This window comes from Enterococcus sp. C50 (genome assembly GCF_040887505.1).
In the GTDB taxonomy this organism is placed as follows: Bacteria; Bacillota; Bacilli; order Lactobacillales; family Enterococcaceae; genus Enterococcus_B; species Enterococcus_B thailandicus.
In genome coordinates this window covers 567,042-587,223 of the sequence record NZ_JBFOFW010000001.1, presented here as the reverse complement: position 1 = coordinate 587,223, position 20,182 = coordinate 567,042, and the positions used below count along the sequence as shown (strand labels likewise).

The 20,182-nt window shown below is 37.4% G+C and carries 22 protein-coding genes; 20 read left to right on the top strand and 2 right to left on the bottom strand.

Features of this window, described 5'->3' with window-relative positions; genetic code table 11:
• Positions 1-346 precede the first annotated feature (346 nt).
• The 9 genes from AB3I20_RS02565 to AB3I20_RS02525 all read left to right on the top strand — a co-directional run bounded on the left by AB3I20_RS02565 (position 347) and on the right by AB3I20_RS02525 (position 9,181).
• Complete coding sequence (locus AB3I20_RS02565) at positions 347-1,405, top strand: acyltransferase (RefSeq protein WP_368026896.1); 1,059 nt, start codon at positions 347-349, stop codon at positions 1,403-1,405.
• Complete coding sequence (locus AB3I20_RS02560; RefSeq protein WP_368026895.1) at positions 1,383-2,594, top strand: glycosyltransferase; 1,212 nt, start codon at positions 1,383-1,385, stop codon at positions 2,592-2,594. Before AB3I20_RS02565 ends, AB3I20_RS02560 begins: the two co-directional genes overlap by 23 nt.
• 1 nt (position 2,595) lies before the next feature.
• Positions 2,596-2,877, top strand: coding sequence for a hypothetical protein (locus AB3I20_RS02555; RefSeq protein ID WP_067484153.1), 282 nt, complete (start codon positions 2,596-2,598; stop codon positions 2,875-2,877).
• Complete coding sequence (locus AB3I20_RS02550; protein ID WP_067484154.1) at positions 2,874-3,755, top strand: polysaccharide deacetylase family protein; 882 nt, start codon at positions 2,874-2,876, stop codon at positions 3,753-3,755. Before AB3I20_RS02555 ends, AB3I20_RS02550 begins: the two co-directional genes overlap by 4 nt.
• Positions 3,756-3,875: 120 nt before the next feature.
• On the top strand, positions 3,876-5,345 hold the full coding sequence (locus AB3I20_RS02545; RefSeq protein WP_270492466.1) for a helix-turn-helix domain-containing protein: 1,470 nt from the start codon (positions 3,876-3,878) through the stop codon (positions 5,343-5,345).
• Positions 5,335-5,679 carry a hypothetical protein gene (locus AB3I20_RS02540; RefSeq protein WP_067484157.1) on the top strand — a complete coding sequence of 115 codons (345 nt, stop codon included), beginning with the start codon at positions 5,335-5,337 and terminating at the stop codon, positions 5,677-5,679. The genes AB3I20_RS02545 and AB3I20_RS02540 overlap by 11 nt, the downstream gene beginning before the upstream one ends.
• Complete coding sequence (locus tag AB3I20_RS02535) at positions 5,679-6,425, top strand: collagen binding domain-containing protein (RefSeq protein WP_071868531.1); 747 nt, start codon at positions 5,679-5,681, stop codon at positions 6,423-6,425. The genes AB3I20_RS02540 and AB3I20_RS02535 overlap by 1 nt, the downstream gene beginning before the upstream one ends.
• Positions 6,422-8,614 (top strand): SpaA isopeptide-forming pilin-related protein, encoded by a 2,193-nt coding sequence (locus AB3I20_RS02530; RefSeq protein WP_284590551.1) that lies wholly within the window; start codon positions 6,422-6,424, stop codon positions 8,612-8,614. The genes AB3I20_RS02535 and AB3I20_RS02530 overlap by 4 nt, the downstream gene beginning before the upstream one ends.
• Positions 8,615-8,686: 72 nt before the next feature.
• Entirely contained in the window at positions 8,687-9,181 is a 495-nt protein-coding gene (locus AB3I20_RS02525; RefSeq protein WP_270492471.1) for a dihydrofolate reductase, read from the top strand.
• Positions 9,182-9,343: 162 nt separating this feature from the next.
• Here the strand turns inward: AB3I20_RS02525 and AB3I20_RS02520 are convergent, their stop codons facing one another.
• On the bottom strand, positions 9,344-10,300 hold the full coding sequence (locus AB3I20_RS02520; RefSeq protein WP_067484165.1) for an iron-hydroxamate ABC transporter substrate-binding protein: 957 nt from the start codon (positions 10,298-10,300) through the stop codon (positions 9,344-9,346).
• Positions 10,301-10,466: 166 nt separating this feature from the next.
• Here AB3I20_RS02520 and AB3I20_RS02515 point away from each other — a divergent pair, with 166 nt between their 5' ends.
• The 10 genes from AB3I20_RS02515 to AB3I20_RS02470 all read left to right on the top strand — a co-directional run bounded on the left by AB3I20_RS02515 (position 10,467) and on the right by AB3I20_RS02470 (position 18,705).
• The gene (locus AB3I20_RS02515; protein WP_218658170.1) at positions 10,467-11,270 is read left to right on the top strand and encodes an ABC transporter ATP-binding protein; all 804 of its coding nucleotides are present in this window, start codon (positions 10,467-10,469) and stop codon (positions 11,268-11,270) included.
• Positions 11,267-12,256: an iron ABC transporter permease gene (locus AB3I20_RS02510; protein ID WP_086271039.1), complete on the top strand. Its 990-nt coding sequence runs from the start codon at positions 11,267-11,269 to the stop codon at positions 12,254-12,256. The genes AB3I20_RS02515 and AB3I20_RS02510 overlap by 4 nt, the downstream gene beginning before the upstream one ends.
• Positions 12,253-13,242, top strand: a complete 990-nt coding sequence (locus AB3I20_RS02505; protein WP_368026894.1) for a FecCD family ABC transporter permease — start codon at positions 12,253-12,255, stop codon at positions 13,240-13,242. The genes AB3I20_RS02510 and AB3I20_RS02505 overlap by 4 nt, the downstream gene beginning before the upstream one ends.
• Before the next feature lie 260 nt (positions 13,243-13,502).
• On the top strand, positions 13,503-14,042 hold the full coding sequence (locus AB3I20_RS02500) for a 5-formyltetrahydrofolate cyclo-ligase (RefSeq protein WP_071868525.1): 540 nt from the start codon (positions 13,503-13,505) through the stop codon (positions 14,040-14,042).
• A gap of 24 nt (positions 14,043-14,066) precedes the next feature.
• Positions 14,067-14,765, top strand: a complete 699-nt coding sequence (locus AB3I20_RS02495) for a rhomboid family intramembrane serine protease (RefSeq protein ID WP_075491106.1) — start codon at positions 14,067-14,069, stop codon at positions 14,763-14,765.
• A gap of 20 nt (positions 14,766-14,785) precedes the next feature.
• On the top strand, positions 14,786-14,998 hold the full coding sequence (locus AB3I20_RS02490) for a YqgQ family protein (RefSeq protein WP_067484177.1): 213 nt from the start codon (positions 14,786-14,788) through the stop codon (positions 14,996-14,998).
• Positions 14,998-15,960, top strand: a complete 963-nt coding sequence (locus AB3I20_RS02485) for an ROK family glucokinase (protein ID WP_067484179.1) — start codon at positions 14,998-15,000, stop codon at positions 15,958-15,960. Before AB3I20_RS02490 ends, AB3I20_RS02485 begins: the two co-directional genes overlap by 1 nt.
• Positions 15,961-15,975: 15 nt before the next feature.
• The gene (locus AB3I20_RS02480) at positions 15,976-16,368 is read left to right on the top strand and encodes a rhodanese-like domain-containing protein (RefSeq protein ID WP_067484181.1); all 393 of its coding nucleotides are present in this window, start codon (positions 15,976-15,978) and stop codon (positions 16,366-16,368) included.
• A 119-nt stretch (positions 16,369-16,487) separates the two neighbouring features.
• The gene (locus AB3I20_RS02475) at positions 16,488-16,853 is read left to right on the top strand and encodes a DUF488 domain-containing protein (protein ID WP_067484182.1); all 366 of its coding nucleotides are present in this window, start codon (positions 16,488-16,490) and stop codon (positions 16,851-16,853) included.
• A 19-nt stretch (positions 16,854-16,872) separates the two neighbouring features.
• Positions 16,873-18,705, top strand: a complete 1,833-nt coding sequence (locus AB3I20_RS02470; RefSeq protein ID WP_368026893.1) for an FAD/NAD(P)-binding protein — start codon at positions 16,873-16,875, stop codon at positions 18,703-18,705.
• Positions 18,706-18,761: 56 nt separating this feature from the next.
• Here the strand turns inward: AB3I20_RS02470 and AB3I20_RS02465 are convergent, their stop codons facing one another.
• Positions 18,762-18,929 carry a DUF3042 family protein gene (locus tag AB3I20_RS02465; RefSeq protein ID WP_067484184.1) on the bottom strand — a complete coding sequence of 56 codons (168 nt, stop codon included), beginning with the start codon at positions 18,927-18,929 and terminating at the stop codon, positions 18,762-18,764.
• Positions 18,930-19,184: 255 nt separating this feature from the next.
• On the opposite strand from AB3I20_RS02465, the gene galE reads away from it, so the two are divergent.
• The gene (gene galE, locus AB3I20_RS02460; protein WP_368026892.1) at positions 19,185-20,174 is read left to right on the top strand and encodes a UDP-glucose 4-epimerase GalE; all 990 of its coding nucleotides are present in this window, start codon (positions 19,185-19,187) and stop codon (positions 20,172-20,174) included.
• The last annotated feature ends 8 nt before the right edge of the window (positions 20,175-20,182 follow it).

Sequence of the window (20,182 nt, the reverse complement as noted above, 5' to 3'; positions counted from 1 at the left end):
AATAGTTTCTCCTTTTGAGTTGTTCGAATTTTGTTGTTGTGATCAACTTGGACTACTTTAACATGGAAAAATATTTCATAGGTAAAAGGTTCATGACAATTTGTGACAAAAGTCGCTTTTTTGTAATCTTTTTAGTAACGTACGTAAAATGAATGATTGGAAAGCTTGCTAAATCAAGAAATTACTTGAAATGTTTCTGACTTTAGGCTTGTTTAGTTACGAAAAAATCGATTATCCAAAATTTTTTTTATAGAAATAAAAAGTATGGATTTCAATTTTGTTTTGGTAGTAAAACAAAATGAAAAACTCGTTATAATTCATTTTGTAATTATTTTTGGAGGTGCTTATGAAACGGAATTATTCGATTGACTTGATTAAAACAATGGCTGCCTTTTTTGTGGTAGCTGTTCATTTCTTATTAAATAGTGGTTTTTATGATCAAACGATTCAAACAAATCGTACCCTTTTTTGGATGATGACAAGGCAAGTGACAATAACTGCTGTGCCATTGTTTTTATTGTGTACAGGTTTCTTGATGAATCGTAAGAAACTTTCTGTTTCCTATTTATTGAATCTGTTTCCTGTTTTGTTCTTGTATGTCAGCATTTCTTTAGTTGGCTGGCTGAGAATGGTTGTGATGGATGAAGGCGTGAGTTTGACTGATGCACTTTTTGGTATTTTGGATTATTCAACCAATACTTATTCTTGGTATGTGGAAATGTATATAGGGTTGTACTTGATGATTCCCTTACTAAATTTGATTTGGCAAGCAAATCAGAATCAGTTTTTCCATCGATATGTTGTTGGGGTATCGCTTTTTTTATTTTTTGGGCCATCTTTGTTGAACTCATTCGGAAAAGTGGTTCCAGATTTTTGGATTGATGCTTATCCAATTGGCTATTATTTCATCGGTGCCTATTTATTTGAATATCAAGAACAGTTTAAAAAGTTTAAGAAAACTTGGTTACTTTTACTCATAGCTATTTTCGCATTCTTTGTCTTAGACGTGATACTTGATTATCAGACAACGTATCAAGATTTTGCTGGGAATCAATACAACGGCTTTGAACCACTGATTGTTAGTTTTTTGATTTTTGTGTGTTGTTTGCGCATACCAGTAACGAAAGGATTTCAATTGCCTATCAGAAAGTTGAGTCAATGGACGCTTGGAATCTATCTGATGTCAGATGTTACAGACCAACTCGTTTATCCGATTGCAAGAATGTTGTTGCCAACGATGGAGCAGCGCTTGACCTATGGTTTTGTAATCATCTTAATTAGTTTCAGTGCAGCAGTTCTTTTTAGTTATCCATTTGAACGGAGCAGCGAATGGCTACGACGAAAGTTGCGGGGCGGACAATCAGCAGAAAGGAAAGACCAACATGTTTCTTCTAAAATTCATTGATTATTATACGATTGGTTATCCAATTCTGATGTCTATTTTATGGTCGGTTGGCGCATACTTTTCGAGAATCAAGTACACCAAGCAAGAATCATTAAAAAGTTATCCAAAAGTTTCAATCGTTTTATCTGCTTACAATGAAGAAGAAACGATTCAAGAAGCGATGTCTGCTTTGGAACAACTTGCATATCCCAACTTGGAAATCATTGTGGTTGATGATAAAAGTACAGATAATACGTTAATGCTCCTTGAACAAATCAAACAAGGATTTTCTAAAGAAAAAGAATTGAGAATTCTTGCCCAACAAAAAAATGGCGGGAAAGCAACTGCGCTGAATACAGCTTTGGAAATGGTTAGTGGAAAGTATTTGCTGGTATTAGATGCAGATGCTTTGTTGGCACCAAACTCAGTGGAAATCTTAGCTGCAGAGTTAGAGAGCAGTTCGATAATTGGCGCGGTGACAGGGAAGCCAGTGGTACGTAATCGCTCAACTTTGTTAGGAAAATTACAGACGTTGGAATACGTTGGAATCATTGACGGAATCAAGCGCACGCAAACATTTATGTTAGGTGCAATCATGACAGTTTCAGGCGTAATCGTGATGTATCGCGTATCAAGTTTAAAAGAGGTTGGTGGGTTTAATCCCGAGGTTATGACGGAGGATATTGATGTCACTTGGAAACTGCATCGCGCAGGTTGGCGCGTGACATATAACTGCCGCGCACTTTCTTATATTTTAGTCCCAGAACGTTATTTTAGTTTATTGAAACAAAGAAAACGTTGGTCGATTGGTGGATTGGAAGTGCTTCTCGGGAATTTTTCATGGGTCATGGGGGGTGGCGATTTAAACTATAAGTTGTTACTCGGCGAAATGATTTTGAGTCATCTTTGGGGCGGGACATTTGTGTTTAGCACGTTTAATTATCTCGTTGCAACTTATTTTCGACAGGAATTACATGTCGCAGGTGGTGTTGTTGTTTTGTTCATTTTATTGTCTATCTTACTATTTTGGATTGGTGTCAATGGCGATGAGAATGATAGTCAGCTCAAACTGCAAGACAAACTAACTGTTCCTGTTTATTTGATGTTTTATTGGTTAACCAATCTTATTAGTGCAATTTCTTCGGAATTTGCTGTAATCACAGGGAAGACAAGTAAAGGAAAATGGGAAAGTCCAGATCGAGGTGTATAAAATGGATCATTTGATTATTCGAAAAAAGATGTTTACGCGTAATTTACTTTCGACAATGTATTTATTGATTGCGTGGTGGTTATTTTTAGCGTTATTGTTTTTGATGTTTTGTTCATTGTTAGGTTATTATTCTGATGCTATTGGCGCCATTTTTTTATTGGTTGACTTTCCGTTGACCCAAATAACAGATATTTTGCATCTTATTTTTGCTTTACTGGCGATTTTTATTGTGCCAATTTTGATTGGAATCGTCGCACTGAAAACAACAGGAGGTACGCAATGAAACGAGTGAATCGATTACTTACCAGTTTATTGAGCTTTTGTCTGATTGGTGTTGTTAGTTTTCTACTTTTTAGCCAGACAAAACAACTAGTGGAAAGTGAAGTGAGTACTGGTTTTTCTTATGCTCCTTTATCAGATGAAGATGGAGTGATCGTTTTATGTTATCATCGTGTACTAGCAGATAATTTTGTGGTTGAGGCAGTTTCAAAAATGTCAAAAAATACCCAACTTCATCAATTTAATGTACCATTGAGTGATTTTACTCAACAAATGCAGGATTTAAAGGAAAGAAAAGTACCTGTTTTAACAATGGATCAATTACTCGAAAAACGTGCAAAGAAAGAGTTAACTGGGCGAAATGTGGTGATTACATTTGATGATATCGATGTTACGTTACCAAATAACGCTTTTCCAGTTTTAGAGAAAGAGAAGTTCCCCTTCACCGCTTTTGTGATTACAGGCGAGACTGGAAATAATCTTTCTGGCTCGCAGATGGCTAGTTGGTCACAGATAAAAAAGTTGGCGGCTTCGCCCTTAGCCACATTTGGCGTGCATACCAATGATTTACATTATCAAGAAAAAGGAAAACCCGTATTGTCGACTAACTTACCAAAAAAAACAATGATTGATGACTATAAAAAAAGTCAAGAAATCTTTAAACAGGAACTTGGGTATCAAGCTGATTATTTTGCTTATCCTTACGGGGCAAAAAACAAACGACTAACAGACTACATGAGTCAAAATCAAATCAAGGGTATCTTCAGTTTAGAAACTGGTGTTGTTACGAATGAAACGTTGACTACTGACATGCCACGATTGATAGTCACTAAAGAAAATTGGCCGACATTATTACATTGGCTAGATAACGATACAAATTAAAAAAATTGCAAAAAATAATGAAGCTGATACTTCTTAGCGAGTTTCTCGTACAAACAAAAAAGAGGAAGGAGTTAACTAAAAAGCGTTATATTAAGATGCAGGAAAATTCAGGAGGGTGTTATGACGATTAACAAATTAGATTTACTCAGCGATTCAGCTCGGTACCAACTCGATATCTTACGCATATTTGACATGCGTAAGGGGCAATTCACTTCAGTTGAACTGTTAGTTGAGTTACTAGGAATCTCAAAGTTTAAAGTGAATAAGTATATTGCTGAACTTGAACAGGCATTAGTTGCAGCAACTAATGCCAAAGTTGTGCGATTATCGAAAGGTGAGATCGATATTCCAGACCTTTCCAATGAAGTGATTCGGCAGTTACAACTTTATTATTTGAAGCAATCTGATTTGTTTTTGCTCTTTCACGAAATGGTTCAATTTGGATCCACACCAGAAAAGTTTTCACAAAAACATTTTTTGAGTCGTTCAAAAGCATATCTGATCAAAAGTGAACTAGAAGATATTTTGGCACCAGGTGGTATTCAAATCAATGAAGGAACGTTAGTTGGAGATGAAGCCAAGGTTCGGCGAGAAATTTTTGATATTTACTATTATTTTTTCAATGGCTTAGAATCACCATTTGAGTCTTCACTTCGGCAAAAGACACATGAAGTGTTGGAGGTAATCATCCACACCTTGAATTTAGAAATGATTATGACTCGGATTGCTAAATTAGAATTGTTTTTGAGCATTACACTCTTACGCTTATCAAAACGAAGTTATGTGAATACAGTTGAAATTGAATTTGAAGATGTCTATGCAAAAGAAATTCGACAACAGCTTGTACTTGTTCAAAATAAATTGCAAAAGATCACTGTGATTCCAGAAGAAAAACAAGAAAATGAACAACTATGGCTTTTGGTTTTTTTATTAAGCGAGGAATGTCTTTCACTAACGACACAGCAAAAAACAATCAGATGGAACCAAAATTTAACTGAGTTGACTACCTTACAGGTCGATTATTTATTTCAAACGTTGAAGCTTGTTTTATCAACGGAACGAAAAATAGAAAAAATCGTAGAACTACAGCAGGTTTTGGAACTAACAAATTTTAAGTTGGCATTTGCCAATCATTCTCGACTGACATTTATTTCAGAGGATCAAGAGCGTTTCTTCGCTGAATTATATCCACAATTTCATCAAGTGGCTAAGAAATTTGTTGAATTAGCAAAAAATAGTAAGATTTACGATCAAGGATTATTGACGAATGGTAGTCTGTATTATGATTATATTTTCGCCATTATTTCGGTTATTCCACAAAAGTATTTATCTGATAAAGTTTACGTTTGTGTGGATTTTTCGAGAGGATCAGCGTATACAAAATTCATTGCGGAAAATATTTTAGCTTTTCAAAACTTGAATATTGAGGTTCAAAAAAAGGTCAACAATCAGACACAACTATATGTTAGTGATTTGTTGATTGATAAGTTGAACTGTCCGCAGATTATCTGGAAAAATCCACCAAGTGATCATGATTGGTTGTTGTTTGGCGAGATGGTAATTAAAGTGAGGAATGAAAATGAAAGTTAAATCCTTAATAGTTAGTGGTATGTTAGCAACGACTTGTCTGTATCAAAGTGTTATTTTGAGTGGGCTGGTCGATCAACCAATCCGGGACAAGAAAATTGAGTTGTCAAAAGAAAGCCTAGTGAATGATATTCAGGTGGAAAATAACGGAGAGACAGTCGTTTTTAAAAATCATCGCCGGATAAAAAGAAATGAATTGACAATGCTGGAAAATCGAATTTCGGCTATGGAAAAGAATCCGCAGGTACCTTCAGGCGGAGGCGCAAGTCAAACCTTGATTGGCCAGCGAATGGCTCGATTGAGTGGAAGCTTGGTTTATGGAATGAGGCAAGAATAATGAAACGCACGATTTATCAAGGGGTTTCGCTAATGTTGGGGGCCGTAAGTTTGTTCAGCCCGCTTTTATTAGTGACTGCTACAAGCACCACGCAAAAAATAAATCGACAGACAAGCGCGCAATCTGTAGTAGAAAAACAAGTTTATGGAAATCAAGCACAACTTGATTTAGGTGATGGTCAAAAAGTTCTCTCTAATAAAGCCTTTATCACGATGTACCGCAAGTCCTTGAAAAAAGAAACCTATTCAAAAGAACTTTTAACTGTCGACCAGTCTTCGGGAAAAGCAATTCCAGGAGCTGTTTATGAAGCAAAAGCTGAAAATGGCGAAACGCAGAAATTAACTGCTGATGAAACGGGACAAGTTTCGCTGACTAAATTGGCAAAAGGCCAGTATGTAATCCGCCAAGTGAAAGCTCCTCTCGGCTACGAACTTTCGGAAGAAACAGTCGAATTAGTTATTGAAAATCAAACAGTCATTCAACGGATTTTTACCAATCAGCGAAAAGAAAATACGATTTTATTAACAAAAATCACAGACGAGAATGAGCCACTTGCTGGCGTAGCATTTACACTTTATCAAGATGAAAAAGTGTTACGAAAAAAGCTTGAAACGAATCAATATGGACAACTAGCTGTCGACGGCTTAACGAAAGGTGAGTATTATTTTGTAGAAACAAACGCACCAAAAGAATACCAAATAGATTCAAGAAAATTGGCATTTACGATAGGGGGTGAAGCAAAATGATAAGAATGAAAAAACTTGTTTTCTTGACCAGTTTGGTTGCTTCAACTGTTTTTGGCTGCACGGCTTTCGCAGCTGAAAACCTTTATGATGAACCCTTGGCTATAGAATCAGAAAACTTGCAGGATTATTTTTCATTACAAGGATCAGCTTCTTATGATCCAATAACTGAAATTATTTCGTTAACACCTAATAGGCGATTACAAGCTGGAAATGTTTCGTTGAACAAAAAATTACCAGCTACTACCTCTTTTCATTTAGAAGCCGAAGTAAATTTAGGTGATAAAACAGATGTAGAAGGTGGGGGAGATGGGGTTGCGCTTGCGCTTCATACGGATGTGCCATCAGCCATCGGAAAACCAGGGAATGGTATCGGTGTTTTAGGATTAGCAGGCGTTCAAGCATTTAAATTAGACACGTTTTGGAACCGTAGTGAAGAATACGAGGAACCACCTGAAAACGTTGAACGGATCTTAGGAAGAAATCAACCATTTGGTGCGTTTTTAGTCTCCAATCCTACAACAGTTATGATTCAAGACTCTGTTCAATATTTAGCGAACAATCAAGATGCGCCAGCAGATGTTGATGGGCAATTCCATTCGTTTATTGCTGATTATGATGCGATGAGCAAGGAACTAACGATTCGCTTTCATTCCAATCGGGGGTGGCTGACATGGAAACAAGTCTTGCCGCTACAGGAAAATTATGCAGTCGCATTCAGTGGCTCAACAGGTGTGAATGTCAATCATCAGAAAATAAAAGTTCGTTCTTTTGTAACCAAACCAGCTATCGTAACAGGACAGTTCAATCTACAGTTGACAGATCAAGAAACGAACCAACCACTTGCTGGTGGTCAATTTGAGATTCACGATGTCACAACAGGAAACTTGGTCGAAACAATTACGACAGATGAGAAGGGAAAAGCAAGTGTGCCAAAGCTTCCTCTTGGAACTTATCAGGTGAGTCAAGTAACAACGCCAACAGGATATGAAAAGACAACAAACAGGACTTTTTCCATAACAGAAGAGCAATTAACGCAACAACTAGACGTGGAAAATCAACCTATTTTGGGTAGCTTGAAGGTAACGCTAACCAACCGAGCAGATGTGAAACAGAAATTATCTGGTGGTCGCTTTCATCTGATGGATGATTCTGGAAAAATTCTGAAAAAGAATCTTTTGACAAATGAACAAGGCATGTTTGAACTTACAAAGCTACCAATTGGAAAATATACATTAGTCCAGGAAAAAGCCCCAACTGGTTATCAGATTATCGATAAGGAAACAACTATTTGGATTCAAGGTAGTCAGCTGTTAGAAGTGCCAGTGCAAAATGCAAAAGAACCAGAAACAGCCAAAACATCTGATGATGATAATTTTAAAGAAGCAGAGTCTCAAGAATCAAGTTCATTAATGATTAATTCGCTCACAACGGAATCAACTAGATCAGCGAGTTCAACAACAAGTGAAATCATAGCAGAAAAAGACAATCAAACAGTGGTGATCGAATCAAGTTCATCAACTATACACGAAGAGTTACTTCCCCAAAGTAATCCGATGATTAGCCAGTTGCCACTAAAAAAAGTGACGCAACTAACTATCCAACTGAAAAAAATCAATGGTGAACCAATCCAAGAAGGTTCATTTGAATTATTTAATACTCAAACAGGTCAGGTTCAGCAACTAGCCTTAGCTTTAAATGAACCGTTAACGCTGACGAATCTTCCGTTTGGAACGTATGAACTACGTCAAACAAAAGCAAAATTTGGTTTTGTACGAGCAACTCAAACGGTACATTTTGAATTATCGAGTCAACACTTAGTCGAAACAATCACGTTGCTCAATCAAAAATTGATTCCAACACAACTGACACAAAATGTCGTAGTGAAGGCGGATAAAAAAAGTCTCAATGGAGCTACAATTGAATGGATCACCAAGATTAAATTTGGAACAGATATTCTTGAAGCACCTGCAGTTTCTTTTCAAAATGAACTGGACCAATTAGTGGCAACAGATGTTAGTGGTAGTTATCATGGAGACCCAATCGAGAATATTGGTCATTTTGAGCAGAAAGATGCAATTGTACGATTTCTTTTTGATGAGAAAGACGGAAGTTATCATTATTTAGTCGCGCAAGAAATCCAACTGAAAATTGTTACGACCCCAGATCAATGGGGGACTCCAAAAGAGTGAGAGTAGTTTTTTTACGAAAAATTGTGTATGCTTCTTGGTAGAATGAGAAAGTTAGCTAAAGGAGCGGATAATTTGTTTATTTCAATGTGGGCACAAGATCGTAACGGTTTGATTGGGAAAGATGGTTTATTACCGTGGAAATTACCAAATGATATGCGTTTTTTTCGGGAGCATACAATGGATCGAATTTTAGTGATGGGACGAAAAACATATGAAGGTATGGGAAAATTAAGTCTGCCTTATCGTCATATTATTGTTTTAACAACCCGACCAGACCTCAAAGTTGCAGAAAATGCGGAAGTTATGCATTCAATTGAAGAAGTGTTCGCCTACAGTCAACAAGTAACAGAAGATATTTATGTTTCTGGTGGCAGTCGAATTTTTCGAGAATTATTACCAGAAACAGGCATTATATGGCGAACATTGATTGACGAAGAATTTGAAGGCGACACGTATATTGGTGAAATCGACTTTTCCGATTTCACGTTAGCCGAAGAACACGTGGGGATTTTAGATGAAGAAAATCGCTACCCACATCGTTTCCAAAAATGGGTGCGAAAAGACTAAGCGAAGGTACTAATAAAAGAGTTTGGGACAAAACTAGCCTAAATAGAAAAAAAGCCTAAAATTCGTTTTGAAAACGCTGATTTTAGGCTTTTTTAATTGAAAATATGTTAAGAACGACTGGATTTTAGTTTTGTCTCGCTCTCTTTAATGTTTCAGAAGTTTTTAGTTTAATTTTTCAGCAAGATCGTTCAACATTTCTTGGCTAGCAATTGGTCCGTTGTACAACCAACTAGATTCTGGACCAAATTCGAGCAAATGATTTTCTTTGACTGCTTTCAGATTTTTCCAGGCAGGTTCTTCAAACATTGCAGCGCCTTGATCACTGTTGACCAAAATTAAATAATCGGCATCTAACTCAGCTAATTTTTCTGAAGAAACAGCAGACCAGTCTGAAGTAGCATCTTTAGAGATCTCTTTAACTAAGCTAGGGACACCAAAACCTAAATCGCCGTAAACAATACGACCACTTGAGCGATTTTCGCTCACCATAAAGGCAGAATTATTTGTTACCCATAAAACAGCTGCTGTTTTACCAGCGATTTTATCGGCTAATTCCGTTTTGATTTTTTTGGCAGAAGCTTGGTATTCACTGATGATTTCTTTTGCTTGGTCTTCTTTTGCCAAAGCTTTACCCACATCTTTTAATTGCTCTTCCCAAGTTACATCGCTACCATTTGTAACCACATAAGTAGGAGCAATTTTACTGTATTGTTCATATTTTCCACCTTCAACAGTTGCCGAAGAAGATATCAGAAGTAAATCAGGTTCAAAACTTAAAACTTTTTCGTAAGGTAAGTCATAAGAAATCGTTGGAATATCTTTCAGATCATCTTGTAAATAATCCTGGATTGATCCACTACCAACGGTCCATTGCGCAACAGGTTTTTCATCTAGTGCAATTAGATAGTCTTCCAAGTAGCTTCCAATAATCCGTTTTGGTTGATTGGGAATTGTTACTTTATTGCCTAAAGTATCTGTCACGGTGTGCGTGCCATTGCTTTTTGCTGTAGTTGTCGAATTTGTTGTGTCTGTCGTTTTATTTGCTGTGGAGCAAGCTCCTAATAAACCAATTAATAATAGAGTCGTTGAGATTGTGAAAAACTTTGCTTTTCGTTTCATTTTCTTCCTCCTAGAATAATTGAGAATCATTCTCAGATGCTATTATTCCTGATAATTAAAGCACTGTCAACCAATTTTTTAGTGAAAGCTAAAGAAAACTTGTGCTTGACGAATTTGTGAAGTAGCGTCATAATTGAGAATGATTTTCAACGAAAGGATGGGTGAAATGGCAAAAATCGAAGCAGTCGATATTGCAGCAGGGTATCCCAAAAAGCAAATTATTGATGCCTTATCAGTAAAAATTCCTGAAGGCAAGATTACTAGTTTGATTGGGCCAAATGGGAGCGGAAAATCGACATTATTAAAAAGCTTCACACGAATCCTTCCTGTGAAAAAGGGGAAAATTATTGTGAATGATTCTGAAATTTCTACATATAGTTCAAAAGAATTGGCACAAAAAATTGCTTTACTGGCACAAAGTAGTGATCATCCGTTGGGAATGACCGTGGAAGAAATTGTTTCTTATGGTAGATATCCTTATCAAAAGCCATTTAGTGGTTTGACTGTAGAAGACCAAGAAGCGATTCAATGGGCGCTAGAAGCAACTAGCTTAGATACTTTAAAAACACGAGAGATTGCTACTCTGTCAGGTGGACAAGCGCAACGTGTGTGGATTGCTATGGCTTTGGCGCAAGAAACAGACATTTTGATTTTAGATGAACCAATTACTTTTTTAGATCCCGCACATCAATTAGAAATTCTACATTTATTAGAAGAAATCAATCGCGTAAAACAAACGACGATTTTGATGTCCATTCATGATATCAATCATGCATCTCGTTTTTCAGATTATTTATTAGGATTGAAAGCTGGTCAATTATTGGTTGAAGGTTCACCAAAAGAAGTAATTACAAAAGAATGGATGCGAGAAATTTTTGAAATTGATGCACAAATCGTTCATTTGCCTGATTCTGACAAGCCAGTCTTTCTAACTTACGATTTACTTTCACGACAGGAGGTAAATCAATGACGAGTAGAAAGAAGAGTCGTTTTATTTGGCTGCTTATAGTAGTAAGTATGATACTTTTTTTACTAGCTGTCGCAAATGGTGCAGCAGAGGTAACGTTGAAAGACTTATGGTTATCTGTTGTTCAATTTGATTCAGCGAATCAAGCACAACAAATTTTACGAACGATTCGATTACCTCGAGTGTTAGGTGCGTTTGTTGTTGGCAGCAGTTTTGCTTTAAGTGGGGCATTGATGCAAGGTGTGACACGTAATCCATTGGCAGATTCTGGGTTGTTGGGAATCAATGCAGGTGCGTCTTTAGCTATGGCAATTAGTTTTGCTTTCTTACCAGCTGTTTCATCTTTTCAAACGTTTTTGATTTCTCTGGTTGGGGCATTAGCAGTGACGATTTTGGTGTTTGGCTTTCTCAAATTTTCCAAAATGGGAATCAATCCAGTTCAGCTAATTTTAGCTGGGGTGGCGATTAGCTCATTTTTTACTGCAATTAGTCAAGCGCTAACACAATTATTTAATTTGCAACAAGACTTAGCTTTTTGGTTTGTTGGAGGAGCGGCGAATATCACTTGGCGACAATTGACAGTTTTGTTACCTGTTTACTTAATTGCTTCAATTTGCGCTTGTTTGCTAGGTAAATCAATCTCCTTGGTTAATTTAAGTGAATCGCATGCGGTGGCACTTGGTGGAAACCCACGAAGAACGCGTCTTATTTCTTTTGGAATGGTGGCGATTTTATCTGCAATTGCGGTGGCACTTGTGGGACCCGTTTCATTTATTGGTTTATTAGTACCACCATTGATTCGTGGGGTAGTAGGTTCAGATTATCGTTACGTTCTACCTGGTTCTTTTTTAGCGGGAGGATGCTTAGTAATGGTAGCAGATTTGGTGGCACGAATGATCAATCCACCATTTGAAACACCTTTTGGCTTGATTATTGCTTTGATCGGTGTGCCATTCTTGCTTGTTCAAGTTAGGAGGGAAGAGGGATGAAAAAATTACGATGGCTGATTACCTTCTTGCTGTTCTGCTTGTTCATTAGTGTTTTACTTAGCTTGATGATTGGGACACCACTATTATCTATTCAACAAGTGATTGATGGGATTACTGGAACTGCGTCGCCAATTACACAGCTAATCGTACAAGAATTTCGTTTTCCACGGTTGGCAGTTAGTCTTTTGGCGGGAATGTGTTTGGGTGTTTCGGGGTACTTACTGCAAGGAGTTACTAGAAATGAGTTGGCAGATGCTAGCATTTTAGGAATCAATGCAGGAGCTGGCTTTTTCGTCATGCTTTATTTAGGTTTCTTTTCGCAAGCTGCAGCAACTTTTCTATTACCTTTTGCGGCTTGTCTAGGTGGTTTGCTGGCTGCTATTTGTGTGTATCTTACTTCCTATACTAAAAGCGGTATGTTGAAAATGAACCGAATTTTACTTTCGGGAATTGCTGTAAACGCTGGGTTATCGGCGATGACTTTGCTAGTGACGATCAAAATCTCAAAAGAAAATTACGGTTTTGTAAATGCTTGGTTGGCAGGATCTATTTGGGGTGCTAGTTGGCCTTATGTTTGGGCATTGCTTCCATGGGCCGTTTTTCTTTTGCCACTTGCTTTTTATTATAGTCAACAGATTGGGCTACTTTCTTTTGGACAAGAACGTGCACAGAGTTTAGGCTTACATGTCCGAAGAAGTCAACGGGTGCTATTAATTCTGGCAGTGGGATTAGCTTGTGCTAGTGTTGCTGTTGCAGGTAGTTTATCCTTTGTCGGTTTGTTGGCGCCGCATGTTGCAAAAACAATTGTTAAAAAAGAGAACCATTGGACTTTTGTACTAAGTGGTTTGTTTGGGGCGTTATTGGTGAACGTAGCTGATATTATTGCGCGTGTCATCCTTCCAAGTGGTGAAATCCCGACAGGAATTTTGATTGCGTTAATCGGTGCGCCGTATTTTCTTTATTTATTGTTTCAAAAGCAAGCTTAAAGGTTGTGGCTCCAAGCTATAGTGAGGAGTTGCTTGGGGAACACCGTAAATAAGGTTGTGGCACAAAAGGTTGGGCTTCAGAAAAAATGAACAACAACCAAAAATATCAACCCTTTCCCTTCAAAAAATCTAAAACGAAGAGTTCAAGCATTCATCTTGAACTCTTTTTCTTTTTGAAAATGAACGTTATTTCCTCGCAACAGCATTGCTATTTTATTCATTTTTCGATACCATGCTATCAAGGAAGGTAGGTTGGATGAGTGAATCAAACGAAAGCACAATTACGTCAAGCAGGCGTTCAAACATTAAAAGAACTAGCTTCAAATGAAAAAGTAGAAAAAGAACGACGGATCCATCAAAAACTATTTTCGAGTTCAGCATTTCAAAACGCACAAACGATTGGGATAACTTTAGCAAATGAATTCGAGGTAGCAACAGAACCTGTTATCCACTATGCAAAGCAACTGCATAAACAAATCGTGATTCCGAAGACATTGCCAAAGCGTCAAATGGCTTTTTATGAATTGACAGATGAAACGATGCTAGAACGGTCTAGTTTTGGTGTCTTAGAGCCAACAAATTCACGCCTTTTTTTACCTGAACAAATCGATTTATTAATTGTGCCTGGCTTGGTCTTTACGAAATCGGGTTATCGAATTGGTTTTGGTGGTGGTTATTATGATCGCTATTTACAGCAATATCCAAACCAAACAGCGAGCTTAGTCTTTACTGAACAGTTGAATGATGCGTGGTTGCCAGAATCATTTGATCAAAAAATTCAACAATTGTTTATTGATTAATTTTATTACTAATAGGAGGTTTTCATGGATTATCAACAAAAACGAAAAATTCAATTTTGGTTGAAAAAACCAATCTGGACCTATATTTTTTTAGGGATTCAAACAATTGTATTTGTATTGATGTACCTGTTTCCAGAGTTAAAAATAGAATCATTTGGCGGAATGTATGGTCCTTTCTTTGCATACTATCATGAGTGGTGGCGCTTGATTACTCCCATCTTTATTCATTTTGGTCTGATGCACTTTGCAGTTAACTCTGTAACACTTTACTTTATGGGTTCGCAAATCGAAACGATTTACGGACATTGGCGTTTCTTCCTCATTTATTTATTGAGTGGCGTAGCTGGTAATTTAGCTAGTTTTGCGTTGAACCAAGTAGGCGTGTTATCTGCAGGAGCGAGTACGTCCTTATTTGGGATGTTTGGTGCTTTTGTGATTTTAGGATTCCATTTTCGAAATAACCCTGCAATTACACAGATGGTGAGACAGTTCTCGTTATTTATCGTTTTAAGCTTAGTCTTTGGTGGATTTGATACATCGGTTGATATCTGGGGGCATGTTGGCGGAGTTCTCGGCGGACTACTGTTAGGAAATATCTTGGGTTTGCCCGAACAAAGAGGAAACTTTTCGATTCATCAACGAATTATTTCTGGAATGATTTTTATTTTTCTTTTAGTAATTTGTTTGTTAGTGGGTTTAAAAAAGTATGGTTTACTTGTATAATGTGAAGGAAGTGCTTTAACATGGAAAGCTTGTATGACGTACAACAGCTATTCAAAAAATTTGGCATCATCATCTATGTCGGCTCACGAATTTATGATATAGAGTTGATGACGATTGAATTAAGAACGTTATATGACAATCGCTTGATTGATCATGATACGTACATGACGGCATGGCGCATTCTGAAAAGAGAGCACCGAATAGAAGAAAGCCGAAAGAAAGGAAACGTGTAATGGACAAGAAAATTATTGGAATTGATTTAGGTGGAACGACTGCAAAATTTGCAATTATGACTCCAGAAGGTGAAATTCAACAAAAATGGAGCATTGATACCAATATTTTAGATGAGGGTGTACATATTGTCCCTGAAATCATTGAATCAATCAATCATCGTTTAAACTTATATAACATGAAAGTGGAAGACTTTATCGGTATTGGTATGGGAACTCCGGGAAGTGTCGATAGCGAAGCTGGAACCGTTATTGGCGCGTATAACTTGAACTGGACAGAGCTACAACCAGTGAGAGAACAAATCCAAGCAGGTACTGGAATTAAGTTTGCAGTTGATAATGATGCCAATGTTGCTGCTCTAGGTGAACGCTGGAAAGGTGCTGGAGAAAATGATCCTGATGTTGTTTTCGTCACATTGGGAACTGGTGTTGGTGGCGGAATCGTTGCTGCTGGTAATCTTGTACATGGTGCTGCTGGCGCCGGTGGCGAAATTGGCCATATCACAGTTGATCCAAATGGTTTTGAATGTACATGTGGAAAACGTGGCTGTTTAGAAACTGTTTCAAGTGCAACGGGTGTGGTGCGTTTGGGCCGTTTCTTGGCGGAAGAATATGCAGGTGATTCAACACTTAAAGCAATGCTTGATAATGGCGAAGAAGTAACAAGTAAAGACATCTTCGAATTAGCAGAAGGCGGCGATCCCTTTGCATTGATGGTTGTGGATCGTGTTTGTTTCTACCTAGGATTAGCATGCGGAAACCTAGGAAATACATTGAATCCTTCAAGTATCGTTTTAGGCGGCGGGGTATCTGCAGCAGGCGAATTTTTGCGTAGTCGTGTGGAAAAATACTTTATGGAATTCACTTTCCCACAAGTAAGAGAATCAACAAAAATTAAATTAGCAGAGCTTGGTAATGAAGCAGGCGTCATTGGTGCTGCATCATTAGCCTTGAAATTTGCGTAAAGATGGAGGCAACTCATGTTTTTTTGGATTAATATTTTTTTGATCGCAATTATTCTGGCGATTGTATTTTGGGAAGCATACTTACGTATCATGGCAAAACGTTCAGCAAAAATGTTAGAAGAAGAAGAGTTTCGTGAAGGAATGCGTAAAGCGCAAATCATTGATGTCAGAGAAAAGGATGTTTTTGATGCTGGCCATATTTTAGGTGCACGAAATATTCCTTATACAGTATTAAAAAACTCTTTAGGCTCAATTCGTAAAGACCAACCTGTCTATATTTACGATCAAAGAAAAAGTTTGAGCATTCGAACAGCTAACAAATTACGTAAAGAAGGCTTTAAAGAACTTTATATTTTAAAAGGTGGCTATGATGGCTGGTCTGGTAAAATCAAAAGTAAAAAAGTTTAATTGACTATTTCTTAAAGGATCGAGAAACTAGCAGAAAGCTGGTTACTCGATCCTTTTTTATTTTTGTACTCTAGCGTGTTTTTCGCTAAAATAAAGAGTGAAGGAAAGGAGCAAAGAACATGATTCAATTGAAGCGAGCTTATCAAAAAGCAGAAGAAACAGATGGTTTTCGGGTTCTGGTTGATCGTATTTGGCCAAGAGGTGTTTCTAAAGCAGAAGCAAAACTTGATTTATGGCTGAAAGAGGTTGCGCCAAGCACAGAGCTGAGAAAGTGGTACAATCATACCCCAGAAAAATTTCCTGAGTTCTCTGAACGTTATCAAAAAGAATTGTTAGATGAAGAAGTTCCTCACCAAGCTTTTCAAGAATTACTGGCCATTTGTCAAAAAGAAAAACAAGTGACACTTGTCTACGGTGCAAAAGATGAAACAGAAAATCAGGCAGTAGTGTTGAAAAAACGATTGGATCAACAACTAGCTGTTTAAAATAAAGAGAAGGTGTAAGATGCAGATTGGCATTATCGGAGCAGGTCCACGTGGCTTGAGTATGTTAGAAAGAATTTTGCGCAACAATCAAACGAATCAATCACTTCAAATTTACTTATTTGATGTAGTTGGTCCCGGTGGAAGAGTTTGGCGAGTGGATCAATCGACAGACCTATTAATGAACTCGGTTTCACAACAGGTAACATTGTTTACAGATGCAACGCTTTCGACTGATGGTGTTGTTTCTGCAGGTCCTAATCTTTATCAATGGGCAAAAAAAGAGGGCCCCTCTTTCGTTGAGGAACAATCATTGAACAAGCAATCTTTTTTTCTCGCAGAAATGGAGCAGTTAGGAAAAGATGAACATGCAACACGTTGCCTTTATGGTTTGTATCAGCAATGGTTTTTCACGGAACTCAAAAAGGAATATCCCAATGTGATTACTTTCGTTCCCGCACTTGTTGATAGTGTTTCACGAGTGGAGTCTGGTTTTTACTTAGCGACAGATGATACAACGTTTTTTGTGGATCAATTGGTGTTGGCAAGTGGCCATTGGGAAAATGAGTTGATGAATGAAGAAATTGATCTTGCTGATTATGCGCAGCAACATGATTTGTTTTATCAACCGCCAAGTAATCCAGCAGACGTTTTAGTTGCTGATATACCTGCTAATGAACCGATTCTTTTACGTGGATTAGGGTTAGCATTTTTTGACTATATTGGGTTATTGACAGTTGGACGTGGTGGACGTTTTGAAGAAAAAGAAAATCAGTTTATTTATCACCCTTCTGGAAACGAGCCAGTTATTTACGCGGGGTCACGTCGTGGGGTTCCCTATTATCCCCGTGGCAAGAACCAAAAACAGGGTGGCGCGATGGCTCGGCTCAAGTTATTAACAACAGAAAATCTAAAAAAATGGCAGAGAAAAGGAGAATTGACTGGTAAAAGATTTTTTGACTTGTTCAAAAAAGAAGTAGAATTATTTTATTATCAAAAAACGATTGAGGAACAACAATTAGCAATCAATCCTGTTGAATTTGAGCAAGTGTTTTTGCTAGAGTCAACAGAAGAATGTTTGTCAAATTATCCGCAATTAGAACCATTTATTTGGTCATGGGACAGCTTGGAACATCCTCTTTCCGCTTTTCCTAATGATTTTGAAAAGGGGGTTCGTTCCTTTTTGGCATGGCAAATCAATGAGGCGGAAAAAGGAAATGACACAGGTGCATTTAGTTCAACTTTAGATGCAATCAAAGACTGGCGTGAACCAATTCGTGAAGCAATCGCATGGGATATTTTTTCAGTTGAAGAATATCGTGAGCAATTGTGGTCTTGGTTCACACCGCTGAATGCTTTTTTAACCATTGGTCCACCTTTGAGAAGAAGCAAAGAGCTTGCTGCGCTGATAGATGCCGATATTTTCCATATTACAAAACCGCCGTTTGAAATCAAACGAGCCAGAGGAAGATTTTGGATTGAAACAGAAAATAAGCAACTCAATAGTCGCTATTTGATTGAAGCTCATTTGCCGATTAATAGTGTGTTCTATTCAAAAAATCCAGTCATTCAAAGTCTGAATAAAAATGGTTTGATTCGTTCTTATCAAAAAACAGAAATTGACGAACATTATTTTTCAGGTGCGATTGATGTAAACCATGCAAATCAAGTTATAGGGGCAAATGGAAAAGTGATTCCCAATTTTTATTGTTATGGGATTCCAGTAGAAGGTGTCGATTGGTTGACGGCTGCTGTGGCACGTCCATACACAGATGCTTGGAATTTAAGGCAAGCAGATTCAATTGCTCGCCATTTGTTAACTAAACAAGAGAAAACAAACAAAAAAGACAGCTAAGATGAACAAGTCGTAAGCGACTTGAACATCTTAGCTGTCCTTTTTTAAATAACTAATTAACGTGCAACGCGTTTACGCATCGCTTTTTTACGATTTTCTTCAATCATTGATTCTTTTTCATCGATTGGATCAATTACAGTTTTTTTAACTGAAGCGACAACACCTGCTACAGCAGCAACAGTTGCTAAGCTTCCGACTAATAATCCAGATACAAATTTTTTCATTAAAAACACCTCTTAATTGTTTGATACCTCTATTATGAAACAAAAACAGAAAAAAGGCTAGTTAGACGTTTATTTGGAAACCTTTACAAAAACAATTGAAAAAAATTACTAAATGTTTTATTATAAATTTACTAAATAAAATCATAGGAAAAGCTGGTGATTACTAAAAACTGTTTCGAAACTTCCGTGTTCTTTTGGTACAATGAAGGATGGATGATAAAAGAGCGTTAGTTATCAATAAAGGAGTGTTTAAATATGTCAATTTTAGTTTTAGGTGGTGCGGGGTACATCGGCTCACATGCAGTCGATCAATTAATCCAAAAAGGGTATGATGTTGCGGTTGTTGATAATCTATTAACAGGGCATCGTCAAGCCGTTCACCCAGATGCACGTTTTTATGAAGGAGATATTCGAGATAAAGCATTTTTACAAACGGTATTTGAAAAAGAAGCAATCGAAGGAGTCATTCATTTTGCTGCAAGTTCTTTAGTAGGTGAGTCAGTTGAAAAACCTTTAATGTACTTCAACAATAATGTTTATGGTATGCAAATCCTACTTGAAGTAATGCATGAATTTGATGTAAAACAAATTGTTTTCTCATCAACAGCAGCAACATACGGTGAACCCGAAATGTCACCAATTACAGAAGAAACACCAACTAATCCCAAAAATCCTTATGGGGAAAGTAAATTGATGATGGAAAAAATGATGAAGTGGTGTGACAATGCGTATGGAATGCGTTACGTGGCTCTTCGCTATTTCAATGTAGCAGGTGCAAAGGCTGATGCAAGCATTGGTGAAGACCATACACCTGAGACTCATTTAGTACCGATTATCTTACAAGTGGCATTAGGACAAAGAGAAGAATTAGCAGTTTATGGTGACGATTATGATACACCAGATGGGACTTGCGTTCGTGATTACGTTCAAGTAGAAGACCTGATTGCTGCACATATCAAAGCTTTAGAATATTTAAAAGCTGGAAATGAAAGTAATTTCTTTAATTTGGGAAGTAACAATGGTTATTCGGTCAAAGAAATGCTTGAAGCAGCTCGCGAAGTTACTGGGAAAGAAATTCCAGCAAAAATTGCACCTCGTCGTGCGGGTGATCCAAGTACATTAGTTGCTTCAAGTCAAAAGGCAAAAGAGATCTTAGGTTGGGAACCAGCATATACAGATGTTAAAGCAATTATTAAAACAGCTTGGGATTGGCATGTAAGTCATCCACATGGCTATGAAGAATAGGAGAATTG